Annotated in this window: 11 protein-coding genes; 4 read left to right on the plus strand and 7 right to left on the minus strand. The window is 57.9% G+C overall.

Features of this window, described 5'->3' with window-relative positions; genetic code table 11:
* Positions 1 to 286: 286 nt before the first annotated feature.
* The 6 genes from HP556_RS14730 to HP556_RS14755 form a co-directional block, all read right to left on the minus strand.
* Entirely contained in the window at positions 287 to 1,285 is a 999-nt protein-coding gene (locus HP556_RS14730; RefSeq protein ID WP_175367534.1) for a M23 family metallopeptidase, read from the minus strand.
* 37 nt (positions 1,286 to 1,322) lie between these two features.
* Entirely contained in the window at positions 1,323 to 2,468 is a 1,146-nt protein-coding gene (locus HP556_RS14735; RefSeq protein ID WP_175367535.1) for a helix-turn-helix transcriptional regulator, read from the minus strand.
* A 45-nt stretch (positions 2,469 to 2,513) separates the two neighbouring features.
* Positions 2,514 to 3,860 (minus strand): HlyD family type I secretion periplasmic adaptor subunit, encoded by a 1,347-nt coding sequence (locus tag HP556_RS14740; protein ID WP_231077868.1) that lies wholly within the window; start codon positions 3,858 to 3,860, stop codon positions 2,514 to 2,516.
* Between the two features lie 11 nt (positions 3,861 to 3,871).
* On the minus strand, positions 3,872 to 5,542 hold the full coding sequence (locus HP556_RS14745; protein WP_175367623.1) for a type I secretion system permease/ATPase: 1,671 nt from the start codon (positions 5,540 to 5,542) through the stop codon (positions 3,872 to 3,874).
* A 128-nt stretch (positions 5,543 to 5,670) separates the two neighbouring features.
* The gene (locus tag HP556_RS14750; protein WP_175367536.1) at positions 5,671 to 7,080 is read right to left on the minus strand and encodes a calcium-binding protein; all 1,410 of its coding nucleotides are present in this window, start codon (positions 7,078 to 7,080) and stop codon (positions 5,671 to 5,673) included.
* A gap of 922 nt (positions 7,081 to 8,002) precedes the next feature.
* The gene (locus HP556_RS14755; RefSeq protein WP_175367537.1) at positions 8,003 to 9,064 is read right to left on the minus strand and encodes a class I SAM-dependent methyltransferase; all 1,062 of its coding nucleotides are present in this window, start codon (positions 9,062 to 9,064) and stop codon (positions 8,003 to 8,005) included.
* Between the two features lie 213 nt (positions 9,065 to 9,277).
* Between HP556_RS14755 and HP556_RS14760 the strand changes: the two genes are divergently transcribed.
* Positions 9,278 to 10,195 carry an alpha/beta hydrolase gene (locus tag HP556_RS14760; protein ID WP_175367624.1) on the plus strand — a complete coding sequence of 306 codons (918 nt, stop codon included), beginning with the start codon at positions 9,278 to 9,280 and terminating at the stop codon, positions 10,193 to 10,195.
* Between the two features lie 119 nt (positions 10,196 to 10,314).
* Here the strand turns inward: HP556_RS14760 and HP556_RS14765 are convergent, their stop codons facing one another.
* Positions 10,315 to 10,500 carry a hypothetical protein gene (locus tag HP556_RS14765; RefSeq protein WP_170849737.1) on the minus strand — a complete coding sequence of 62 codons (186 nt, stop codon included), beginning with the start codon at positions 10,498 to 10,500 and terminating at the stop codon, positions 10,315 to 10,317.
* A gap of 323 nt (positions 10,501 to 10,823) precedes the next feature.
* Here HP556_RS14765 and HP556_RS14770 point away from each other — a divergent pair, with 323 nt between their 5' ends.
* Genes HP556_RS14770 through HP556_RS14780 form a run of 3 tightly spaced genes read left to right on the plus strand, consistent with a single transcriptional unit; the run spans position 10,824 to position 12,863 of the window.
* On the plus strand, positions 10,824 to 11,600 hold the full coding sequence (locus tag HP556_RS14770; protein ID WP_175367625.1) for a FadR/GntR family transcriptional regulator: 777 nt from the start codon (positions 10,824 to 10,826) through the stop codon (positions 11,598 to 11,600).
* Positions 11,590 to 12,087, plus strand: a complete 498-nt coding sequence (locus HP556_RS14775; protein ID WP_231077871.1) for a 2,4'-dihydroxyacetophenone dioxygenase family protein — start codon at positions 11,590 to 11,592, stop codon at positions 12,085 to 12,087. The genes HP556_RS14770 and HP556_RS14775 overlap by 11 nt, the downstream gene beginning before the upstream one ends.
* 17 nt (positions 12,088 to 12,104) lie before the next feature.
* Positions 12,105 to 12,863, plus strand: coding sequence for an SDR family NAD(P)-dependent oxidoreductase (locus HP556_RS14780; RefSeq protein ID WP_093759962.1), 759 nt, complete (start codon positions 12,105 to 12,107; stop codon positions 12,861 to 12,863).
* Positions 12,864 to 12,929 lie beyond the last annotated feature (66 nt).

Consider the following 12,929-nt stretch of genomic DNA (forward strand, 5'->3'; position numbering starts at 1 on the left):
AGTGGCAGACCCCCGTAGTGGGGCCGGACGGTGACCCAAGGCCTCCCGAGTGCGTGAGGGAACGTCTCCCTCCCGCCCGCAGGCGCCACATCCCGCCCCGCGCTAACAAGCGTCCCTGGCAACGCCCCTCAAAGTGGGACGAGATGCAATGGAATATAATCTCCTCGAAAACAGCGTCAAGGATTATTTTCAGAATTCTTCGGAGGCACCCGCCAGAGAGCCCACCTCCTGAGAGAGCGACGCAGGTGTACAGATGAATATCGAGGCGTGATAGAAAACGGACCCGCTAACGCAGATCATGACGAAATACCTGGTTCAACATCGGCGCGCCGTTACGCCCGACGATATATGTCGCGGAATATACTCCGCCTGGCCAAGGTTCGGTGGACCGCTTTTTTCCGATGAAGAGAAGCGTCTGGGCCTGATTTTGCGCAACTGCAACTGGACCCTTCTCGGCGATGATCCTGCCGTCGGGATCGCGCAGCGTCAGTGACTGTTCGTCGCCCGTCTTCAAGCCAATTGTCCGAACATAAACGACAAGGGCTTCAGATTTCGTACTTGGCTTGCGCTGAGAGACAGCGTCAACCTCGATCATATCGTTCGTGACCGCTTCGGTAGCGAATCCGAAGTTCAAGACTGCGCGCGGTGAATAGGCCAGACGAACCCGAGCATCGTCCGTCCATTCACTTTCAGTATGACTGCCGCAAGCGCCAGGCATCAAGCCTGTTCCAAAGGGATCGATGACCTTCCCTTCTCGCCGCACAATAAAGTGTAGATGCGGATACTCAGTTAGCCCCGACATGCCGACGGCACCGAGAACTTGGCCAGCGCGGACTGTATCTCCAGCTCTTACCAAGATGCTGTCTTTGGCCATATGGCAGTACTGGGTTTCGCGATCTCCGGAATGTCTGACAACAACGCCATTGCCGCATTCATTTCCTTTGGCTGCATCGCGCCTGTCGCCTTTCACAGGGCTGTCCGCAAGGCCATCGCGAGTTCGCAGCACCGTGCCCTCGGCGGCTACGACGACGTGAACCGGCTTCTGCTGTCTGCCATGTGACGTTAATCGAAAATCGACGCCGTTATGGCCGTCATAGGTCAATGTCCCGCACATGTAGTCCTTGGCCGAGGGACTATCGTCGATGTCTACGTAATTCTGGATGAAACACGTGCGACCAATGTCGCACGATAACGGTATGATCAAATCTCCAGCAGTCGCCGCGTGCGATATTCCTATAACGAGGGGCAGCGCTAACAATATCGCAATCTGTTGCCGATGCGCCATCTGATCACGTCTGGATGCCCGCGGGAACTCCACGATTTTACATGGATGAAGATGTGGTGATGTAGGGTGCCCCGGGCTGTCGCAACTTGAACGGTGAGAATGTTCGACTATGCAGAACGAAAAATTCCGATTGGCGATTGATTCCAACTTTCAGCATGACGCGTTTGATGTAAGTCCGTACGGTTTCTTCCGTGAAACCAAGTTCCAATCCGATGGCGCGTGGACAGCGCCCGCGGAGAATACAGCGAACAATCCGCGCCTCCACCCAACTCAAGCCAAACGCGAGAGCAATGCGCTGGGCACCGGCCTCCTCATTGAATTGAGGAACGTAGATGAGAGCAAGATTTGGATCGGTATTTCCAGGGATTGAACCGATCACAGCAAACAAAAATCGCTGCTCCTCTTGCGAGATGAGTACGGTCGATCCGACGTTCTTTTGGTTTAGATCCGGAATGATAGCGGCTCGAACAGCGTCCCTGAGCTGGGTGGTGATGAGGGGGGTCGATCCCGAGAGCGTACCACCATCGAGAGTGATGACACCTTCGCCGACAAGTCGCCGAAACCCGCTGTTCATGCTCCGAACGATCAGATTTTCGTCAATGGTCAGGGCGGGCGACTCAATGTCATCCAGCCACATTTGATGAGACTGCAATGTGGTCTTTGTCAGATCAGCGACCGCATCCCATAGGAGCTCGATCGCGCGCCTAGCGGTAGCGAATTCTGCATCAGGAATCTGCACCTGCCACCATCCCGCAATAAAGATGGCAGTATCCCCAGAGACCGTACATACACGTCCGATGACCGAGTGGTGCCCGTAGACCGGGCGCGTTCCGATCAGCCGGCGTGCAAACCCGTTTGGCGACGTAGACGACTGATATATGAAATTGCCGTCTCCGTTGAAAGTCTCCGAGATGGATCTCGCCAACGCTTCCGATGCGGGACTGGGCGCGGGTAATCCAACTGAAGTCTGATCGAGTAGATCTCCTTCTGGAGACAAGAACACAGCGTAGCAGCGTTTGCATTCGAGCAGTCGGGCTAAGGATCGCGCAAACCACAGGTTTTGTGGCGCACTGGAGTTGCGGCTGGGGCGGGGCAATGGATTCGCCGGAGTAGCTCGAAGCCTGAAGGCCAGTGAGCCGATGGTGTCAGAGCGGTCGTTTTCCTGTTGGTATCCTTGCTGCATAAATGCCTCCCAAAGAATTTGTGTGTTCAATATTCCGCCAAGGCGTCAACTCTCCCGGAAGGCACGGTGGACGCGTAGGCGCAGCGGCTGAATTAAGTACTCCGCAAATGTTCTTATGCCTGTTTCAACAAAGACTTCGACCGGAAGGCCGGGCTTCAAAGTCGTGAGATGAGGTTCGACCTCCGGTGATCGCTGCAAATCAATTTCTGCCATGTAGGATGTGACGCCGCTCTTCGTGTCAGTGAACGCATCCGCCGCGACAGCAGTCACCTGGCCTTCCAGCATGGGTCGGCGGCGAATGTTGAGGGCAATGATGCGGATACGAGCGTTCTGCCCCGCCATGACTTCCTCGCGATCCTGCGGCCGCAGGGATGCCTCGATGACGAGGCGATCCTCGATGGGCACGATCTCCATGAGTGTCTCTCGAGGCGCTAACACAGTGTTCAATTCCCTGCTGTTGAGGCGAACAACCCGTCCCGACTCCGGTGCGCGTAAATCAGTCCGCGCCAGTTGTTCACGCAATGCGCCAATCCGATGTCTGAGATCGCCGATCGATTCTCGCGTTGCGTGACTCTGTTTTGCGATATCCTGACTTTGGTTGAGACCCAGCTGTTTTCCACGATCGACGAGTTCTGCGATTTTCCCGCGTGTTTCTGCTTGCTGGGTCAGATTGCGCGTGAGTTGGGCCTGCATGTCCGCTTCCGCCCTCTTCAACGCAAGTACGCGTGGCTTTCGTGCGAGCCCTTTTTCCAATAGCGATGCTGTATCTCGTATTTCTTCCTGAAGAAACTGAAGTTGCTCTTGCAGGCTTGTCCTGCTGTTTTCGAGGCCATGGGCCGTTTCCATGAGTTGTCGGGTCTGCTGATCGATCAATTTCCGCTCGCCGGTCAATGCACTTGATCGCGTCGCGAACTCCGTCTCCTGGGTCTGAATTGCCGTCTTTGCTTCGGGGCGAGGAGAATTCCGTAATTCGTCAGGAAATGAAATAGCGGTGGACTGCATTTGTTCAGCGAGTAACCGTGCATCCAGCGAGAGATCAGCAAACAATTTTGTCTCTAATACGCCAAGGCTTCCCTCAACTTGGGTCGTATCGAGTTTTGCAACGATCTGACCGGCCTCGACTTGCTCGTTCTCGCGGACATAAATGGTCTTCAATATCCCACCGTCGAAATGTTGCACCGCCTTCCGCTTGGATTGGACCTTTATGATACCGGGAGCGATGACGGCGCTGCGCAGCGGGACGAATGTAGCCCAAAGGCCGAATCCGCCGAATTGAATCGCTAAAAGGAAGGCTCCCCATTTTATGAGTCGTCGGGCATCGGACCTGGGTTTCTCCAGGATTTCGTGGCTGCTCGTTGCACCGAGTAAAAGTTCGTGGACGTGAGTTGTCACAATTCCTGCTCCTAGCCAGATAGCAGTTGCGGGCGCTCGGGCTGACGCGGACCCCGGCGTGAAGGGAGCCCCGCTGTGTTGCTGGGTAGAACTTCCGAAACGGGACCGAAGGCGACCTGCGTGCCGTCGCGGAGCAGCAATACGTGATCCGCAATCGTCAGGAGGCGTGGCCGGTGGGTCACGATCAGGAAGGTTGCGCCCTGCGATCGTGCGCTCAATATCGCAGTGCACAGCGCTGCCTCGCCATCCGGATCGAGATTTGCGTTGGGCTCGTCGAGCAGTATCAGTTTACGGTTGCCGAAGAAGGCTCGTGCCAAGCCGATGCGCTGTCGCTGGCCACCAGAGAGGCGATGACCGTCGCGACCGATCTGCGTTTGATACCCGGCCGGCAGTGCCAGAATCATCTGATGCGCGCCAGCCAGAGTTGCCGCCATGACGATATCTTCGTCGCGCGGGCTCTCCTCAAATCCCGAGATCGCTTCAGCAACGGTACCGGCGAGCAATTCGACATCCTGAGGAAGATAGCCGATGTAGCTTCCGAGCTGATCGGGGTGCCAGCTCTCCAGCAACGCGTTGTCGAGCCGGATTTCACCGACGCTGGGCTTCTCCAAGGCGGCCGCCATCCGCAAGAGAGTGGACTTGCCCGCGCCGGTCGGACCAACGACCACGACGATCTCGCTGGGCCTGCATCGGAAGGCAATACCTCTCAGGATCGAACGTCTCGCCTGCGGAATGGTGAAGCCGACACCATTGAGTTCCAGTAAGCCATTTGGGGCAGTGAGGCGGGTCCGATGAGGTTGCTTCAACACCCATGTCGCCGCGGCGCTGACGCGTTTCCATGCCTCCTGCGCCGCGGTCACCCCGCGCCAGGCAGAGATAAGGCTCTCCATCGGTTGCAGGGTTCGGCTGACCATGATCGAGCTCGCGATCAGGCTGCCGGCGAGTACCTCGTTTTGCAGTACAAGCCAGGCACCACATCCGATAGATAGAACTTGCAGAGTAGACCTCACCATGCGTGCCGCCGATGCGATCGCGGCGACCCGTTCGCTGGCGCGAACGACAGGAGATAACGCCTCATCATTGGCGCGCATGAAGGCGTGGATGGCGCCTCCAGTCCAGCCCATGGCCCTGATGAAGTTGCCGTGTCGTACGATGCCATCCATTAGCATCTGACAACGTGCGGCTGCACCGCTCGCTTCATTGACCTCCGCCCGGGCAATACAGCTACTCACATATCCCATGATCGACAGAACGACCGCGCCAGTCAGCGCAATAGCGCCGTAGTAGGGATGGATGAGAAAGAGGATAAGTATGAAGACGGGAAGAAACGGGGCATCGACCAACGTAATGACAGCGCCGCCTGAAAAGAAGTTCCGTAGCTCCCGAACTTTCACCAGATCATGCGTCGAGCCTTCGCGGCGTCGCGCCGGATCGGCAATGGTTGCCTCCAGGATGAGCGGTGCGATGCGCTGTTCGAAGGTGACGGCGAACCGGCTGAGCAATCGAAATCGAATGACGTCGAAGAAGGCGCTGAAGATCAACGCCGCAATTCCGAGGGAGGTCAGGCCGATGAGAGTCTCGATGCTTCCGCTGCTGATGACCCGGTCGAAGACCTCGATGGAGTAGAAGGGTAACACAAGCAGAAGGATGTTGGCCGACACGCTGAAGACGACGACCCACACGAGCGTGGTTCGCCCTGGAACGGCGCTGACAACAGATTCTGCTCGGGCCGAGTGAGCCAGACGCATAGTGACTGCCTAATTGCGCAGAATGCGTAGGGCGGCAACGTGCCGCCCTACGTCGTCAATAATCAGACAACTTCGATAGCGGTGTAACCCGCTGCGTTATTTATGTCCTCGATCGAGGCATAGGGGGTTCCTCCGCCCGTAATGCCATCGAGGGTGATGGTTCCGAAGCCGAAATCCAGCGTGGTATTGGTACCATCGTCGTCGACGACCACCGTTGTCGGGTCATAGCCAGGCGCCGCATCGATGCTGATGGTGTCACCGTCAGCGAAACTAAGATCGGTAACTTCGTCATCACCGAAGTCCGCGCCCGTACCATCGCCAGCGTTGATCGCGTCGGTTCCGGCGCCTCCTGTAAGCACGTCATCACCGATACCGCCGTTCATCGCGTCAGCGCCGTTACCGCCGCTCAGCTCATCGTCGCCCGCCGCGCCGTTGAGCGTGTCATTTCCTGCACCGCCGGCCAGCGTATCGTCACCGTCGCCGCCTTCAAGCGCATCCGCTCCATTGCCGCCGGCAAGCGTATCGTCGCCTGCATCGCCGTTTAACGTATCGACGCCGGTGCCACCGGACAGTTCGTCTGCCCCGTCGCCACCATTAGCGACGTCATCGCCAGCGCCGCCTTCGATTGTGTCGTCACCGGCGTCACCTGCCAGCAGGTCGTTACCCGCACCGCCCTCCATGACGTCGTCGCCCGCTCCACCATTAAGTGTGTCGTTTCCGGCGTCGCCGTTCATGATATCGTTCCCGTCATCGCCATTGAGGGTATCGATACCATCGCCTCCGTTCATGGTGTCGTTACCGGCACCGCCATTCAGTGTGTCATCACCGAGACCGCCATTCACCGTATCATCACCCAGGCCGCCACTGGCGGTATCATTGCCGTCGCCGCCTTCCAGCGTGTCATTGCCGAGCCCGCCGGTCAGGGTATCGTCGCCGGCATCACCATTGATGGTATCATCGCCCACCCCGCCAGACAGGACGTCAGCACCATCACCACCATTCAATGTGTCATCGCCAGCAGCGCCTGCGAGTGTATCATCGCCTGCGCCCCCCGAGAGAACGTCATTTCCAGCACCGCCGTCGACGTTGTCATTTCCGTCGCCGCCATCGATCGTATCCGCCCCGGCGTTGCCGGAGAGATCATCATTCCCTGAGCCGCCATTGATCGTATCGTCCCCCGCGTCGCCGCTAGCCGTATCATCTCCAGCGCCACCGTCGATCGTATCAATGCCAGCGCCGCCACTGATCTGGTCGTTTCCGTCTCCTCCGAGAATGGAGTCGTCTCCCGCGTTGCCGTTCAAGGTGTCGTTGTCGACGCCACCATCGATCGAGTCGTTACCGGCTCCACCGTTGATCGTGTCATCACCGCCGAGGCCTGAGAGAGTGTCATTACCCGGGAGCCCATTGATCGTATCCGCAACTGGGGTTCCGTCCAGAATGTCGTCACCTGGTGTACCATTGATCAGTGCCATGATTGCCACTCCATGATGATGTCGCGCTTCTAACGCGACTACGCTTCGCGCTGAACATAGATGCATGATCCTAGCTATCCCCTCGACAACCGGAGATCGCTGACACCGAGCGTGTCGATCGAGCGAATTTTGCGCAATCCCCATGTGGGGACAAAATGCAGCGCGTGATAGGGAAAGCTATTGCGTAAATGTTCGCTCAGGATTCATCTGAAGGACAGCCCTGCTGCCGTAACTCAAGTTCGACAATAATGCTCTGAGGCCATGATTAAGCGCGTCGAGCGTGCAATCTGAAGATGAGGGGCAGAGCAGAACTCTAACTATCCGGTATTCTTACGGATTACAGAGTGCTCTCGCGCGTGGCTCGTGACGACTGCTCCATCTAGCCGAGTGCCTTCGTCTACTTCAGCCATAATCTCGTTAATCGTCTCAATAGGTCTTGCAGAAAGGAAGGATGACGCGAAGCTCATGTGCGTGAAACTGGCTTAACGCCAACAATGTGCAACGCCCGTCCCAAGTATATTATCCTGGAATCGATCTATCCTACGAGTGTCACATGTAATCGGCATCGTGTCGCACATCGACGAGCTGCTCGACCGCAACATCGGTGCCGGGTATCCAATTGGTCGATTTGAAGCCGCTCACGCACGCGGCAATCCCTTGCGACATTAAGATAGCTCACGTCCGCTTCTGGTGCCAAACCGACAATCGGTAACGGACGATGTCGGCCGCTTGCCATGAGCGAGACAAGACCTTTGTGGCGGTCAAATTACTCTGAACTACACTTTCGAGAGATTTTTGCAGCGGCTCCTTTTCGAATCTGCAGCGCTCCTGTCGACAGGTGACATCAATCCAGAGCGACGCAGCCCCTAGAAGCCGCATTTCCCGCGGCATCCGGGTCGCTCTGCACGGTTGATCTGAGAGATCAAGCGCGTACTTCGAAGATCATATTGAAGGGTGTCTCAGTCGCGCGGCGGAAGCGCTTGAATCCTGCCTCAGTCGCGACCTGACGCAATTTGCTTTCACCTGCCTGGGCACCGAGCCCCAAGCCCACCTCCTGAGAGAGCGACGCGGGTGTACAAATGAATGTCGAGGCGTGATAGAAAATGGACCCGATCGGGTTGAGATTATCCTTGAGATTGTCATGAGCAAATGGCTCGACGATCATCCACGACCCGTCTTTGGCCAGTGTTTCCTTGACATGCTTGCCCGCACCAACGGGGTCGCCCATGTCATGCAGGCAATCGAAGAAAGCGACCAGATCGTAGTCTTTTGCCGGAAAATCCTTGGCACTGGCCTGCGCGAATTCAATTCGGTCTCCGACCCCCGCTTCCTGGGCCAGGACCTTCGCGCGATCGATCGAAGGTTTGTGGTAATCAAACCCGAAGAACCTGGATTTGGGGTACGCCTGCGCCATCACGATGGTAGAGGCGCCGTGGCCGCATCCGACATCGGCCACCTTGGCGCCAGCTTTCAATTTGGCTTCGACGCCTTCGAGCGTCGGAATCCAGTTTGAGACCAGATTGGCGTTATAGCCCGGCCTGAAGAAGCGTTCGGTGCCCGAGAAAAGGCACTTCGAATGCTCATGCCAGCCAACGCCCTTCCCTGTTCGAAATGCTTCGGCGACCTTGGGTTCGTCGAGATAGGTGGACTGCACGACATCGAATGCACCGGCGAAGAAAGCTGGCGACCCTTCCTCGGCGAATGCCATCGCTTGTTCGGCCGAGAGCGAGAACGCGTTCTTTTCAGGGTGATAATCGATGTAACCAGAGGCGGCTTGGCCGGAGAGCCACTCGCGGACATAACGCTCATGCAGGCCGGTCTTCTTGGCAAGCGCCGACGGCGTGAAGATATCTCCATCCGCCATTGCCTTGTAGAGGCCGAGACGATCGCCGAGCAGTATACTGGCACCGCCGAGTGAAATGCCGAGGTCGTTGACCAGCTTTCCTACGAGTGCGTTCAGCTTTTCAGGATTTGGTTCACGCATTGCAGCATCCTCCACTTTGTGAAGAACAGCCCTCGCTCTAGTTAAGCACGACTGGCGAATTACAAGTGGGAGCCGAGCGCCACGCGATGTCAGATTGAGGATTATGCGGAATTGTCCGCTGCTGGCGCAATACCCGCGTTCCCTCTAGACTTGCTTCTGCGAAGTTTTGAAATTGCCGCTCAATTTTCACGAGTTTTCGGGGGAAATTATCCTTTGGCCGAAAGTGGGATTGCGAATATTCGCGCGGTACTGTTGTCAAAGCCCCGCCCGGTCGGGTGGGATCAGCGCCGGCAGCGACTTGACGAAGTCGGGTCGATCTGGCCGGTGGCCGACGATGTCGAGTTGCGGACTGTCGATCGCGGAAATGTCGTGGGGGAATGGTCCTTCTCACCGGGGGCAGATACGACGCGCGTGCTTCTGTATTTTCATGGCGGCGGTTTTTGTTCGGGATCAATCCTCAGTCATCGACGCCTGGTGACAGAGGCGGGGCGGGCTGCTGGCATAAGCACCCTGGCGATTGACTATCGGCTCGCGCCAGAAAATCCGTTTCCTGCCGCTCACGACGACGCGATGAGCGCTTGGCGATATCTGCGCCAGCAGGGCATAGACGCCAGCAATATAGTAGTTGCTGGTGACAGCGCTGGCGGCAATCTCACAATTACCCTCATCAACGCCTTGCGCGGAGCCAATGAAGAGTTGCCGGCATGCGCTTGGCTTATTTCGCCCTGGACCGATCTTTCAATGTCCGGGACGACGCTACAAAGCAAGGATCAGATCGATCCGATCATCCACCGTGGCTATCTCGAGGAACTGGCTGACGCCTTTGCTCCGGCATCGCTTGACCGCAGGAGCCCGTTTCTGTCTCCGCTATTCTCGAACCTCATCGGATTTCCACCAACACTCATTCAGGTCGGGTCAGCCGAAACTTTGCTCGCAGACTCGACGCGTTTCGCGGAGGCTGCCGCAATAGCCAACGTCGCGACGACGTTGGAGGTATGGCCCGACATGATCCATGCATGGCCTCTGTGGAATGGCGGTCTTACAGACGCAAGGTTGGCGCTCAGGTCAGCTGGACAATTCATCAAGCATCAATTGTCTGATCTAGTTCAAATCAGTTCCAAGTCTTCGTGATTCATGATTCTTAACTCTGACATCCGATGGAGTTCGCCCCATCGCAGGACATCAAGGCGCCATTGCCGCCACGACAGTACGGACGGCACTGCGCGCATTCGCAAGGCGGCATCGCAACCTCAGCTCTGATGCGGGCCTTGCATGATCTTCATAGCATCCTTCACGTGGCGCCACTCGTTGGCTTCTTCCACCTGACCCTTTTGCTCGCATGTCAGTGCATTCTGAGCGGCATGAGCGATGGCCACGGCGCCGTGCCGATCAAGCATCTGCCGGGCGATGGTGTGGACTTGAGTTTCGGACATCATTTGCTTTCTCCTGATTTACCCGAGCCAAGGAGAACCTGTGCTGCTGGAACCGAACCGGCCCGGTGTCTCTGAAAACGGTGGAACAGCCAATCTCGTTCCCGCAAAAAACAACCGACCGCGCGCTGGCATGGGCCGGCCATCTATCGCGACCGCCTTGCCATGAATTTCAAACTCGAATTGCGATCGGACAAAGCATTGTGCACCGCAAATCAATCATCCGATGTTAAACATCGGATGATTGCATTCGCTCTGAAAACGTGAGATAGGCCACTGAGGAAACAAGCGGGGAAAGAACACTCGTGGCACGAAGTCCTACAAAATCGCTGGAGCGGGGAAGCAAACCAGGTCGTATCAATTCGGTCTTGACCACACTCGGCTGCGAAATCGCGCAGGATATTATCCCGATTGGCGCAACCCTCCCCCCAGAGCCGGAACTGGAGGCGCGCTTCGGTGTCGGGCGCGGCGTCATCCGGGAAGCGATCAAAACCCTCGCTGCGAAAGGAATGGTCAGCGTCCGTCCGCGTTACGGTACGCACGTCTTGCCGCGCCGCGACTGGAGCCTGCTCGATCGCGATGTGCTGGGATGGCTGGTCGGCAGCGGCGAACCGGACCGCGATCTTCTGATGGCGATTCAGGAAGTCCGACTGATCATCGAGCCGGCAGCAGCCGCGCTCGCGGCAACCCGGAGCACCAAGCAGGACAGGTTGCGCATCGAAGCCGCGCTGGTCGGCATGGAAACCTCGCACGATCAGGAAAGCGCCATCAAGGCGGACAAAGCATTCCACCTCGCCATTCTGGATGCGACGCATAACCCTGTGTTGCAGGGTTTTCGCGGCGCCATCGATACCATTCTGAGCGCGGTGTTTCTTGTCGCGGTCGGCAGCCCCGGCTGGTTCGAAGACAACCTGCCAAACCACGCGGCCGCGGCGCGCGCGATTTCCGCGGGCGATGCAAAGAAGGCCAAGGCCGCCATGGAACAGGTGCTTGGCTACACGCAATTCAAACTCTCGAAGCGTCGCGCGACTGCGACGCCTGAAGGCATAACGCGGGTCTCAACCGCGGCGGCGAAAAAAAGAAAGAGGAAGCCCCATGTATCGTGACATGATCGGATCGACGCACGTCCTTGCATCACCGGAAATCGCCGTCGTCGCTATTCCCGAGGACGAGCGCGTCTGGGTGCCGCAGGCGCCGGATGTCTGGTTTCGTCCGCTGATGCTGAACACACGACAGGGGCAGTGGTGCAATCTACTGCGCGTGCGACGCGCCGGCGTGCTGTCGCGACATCTGCATCCCAATCCGGTGCATGGCTTCGTGTTGCGCGGCAAGTGGTTCTACCGCGAACACCAGTGGGTGGCGACGGAAGGCTCCTACGTGTTCGAGCCTCCGGGTGAGATCCACACGCTGGTCGTCCCAGAGGACGTTTCCGAGATGATCACCTTCTTCAACATCCAGGGATCGATGCTGTATCTCGATGAGAACAACAAGCACGTCGGCTATGAGGACGTCTTCACCAAGATCGATATGTGCCGCGCCCACTACGAGTCCGTCGGCCTTGGCCGTGACTACGTCGACCAGTTTGTGCGCTGATGGCAGACGGAGCCAACATGATCGAGGAGATTCCGTCGGCCGCATGGGCGTCGATCTGGTATGCGGGAAAACGCGTGCTGGTGACGGGCGGAACGTCAGGGATCGGCGCGGGCCTGGCGCGCGGCTTCGTTGAGGCCGGCGCGGAGGTCATCGCGACCGGCGTGAATGCTGCGGAGATCGAGCGGGCGCGTTCGGATTCGGTGCTGCGCGAGGCTCAGGCGCATCAGCTCGACGTCCGCGACGACAGCGCGATCAAGTCCCTTGTCGGCTCGCTCGGCGAGCTCGATGTGATCGTCAATTGCGCCGGCGTTATTCGTCGCAGCGAAGAACTCGACCCCGCGGTTTTCCAGTCGGTCGTCGATATCAATCTCAACGGCACCATGCGGATGTGCGCCGCCGCGCGGCCGCTGCTGGCACGCTCCAAGGGCGCGATCGTCAATCTGGCATCCATGCTGTCGTTCTTCGGCGGCGGTCTCGTTCCCGGTTATGCCGCCAGCAAGGGCGGTATTGCACAACTGACGAAATCGCTGGCGATCGCCTATGCGAATGACGGCATTCGCGTCAACGCGATCGCGCCGGGCTGGATCGCGACGCCGTTGACGACCGATCTGCAGGCCAGCCCGGAACGCAGTCAGGTCATTCTGGGGCGCACGCCGTTGGGCCGTTGGGGCAAGCCGTCGGACCTTCTGGGCGGCGTGCTCTATCTGTGCTCGCCGACGGCTTCTTTTGTGACGGGGACGATCCTCGTCATCGACGGCGGATATGCCGTGACGTGATCAGGCGGCGGCGAAGTGCCGCCGTTCGCAGACGAGATTTGAGTACTAAACTGCGTAGCCGAGAGC

This window comes from Tardiphaga robiniae (assembly GCF_013359755.1).
GTDB classification, from domain to species: Bacteria; Pseudomonadota; Alphaproteobacteria; order Rhizobiales; family Xanthobacteraceae; genus Tardiphaga; species Tardiphaga robiniae.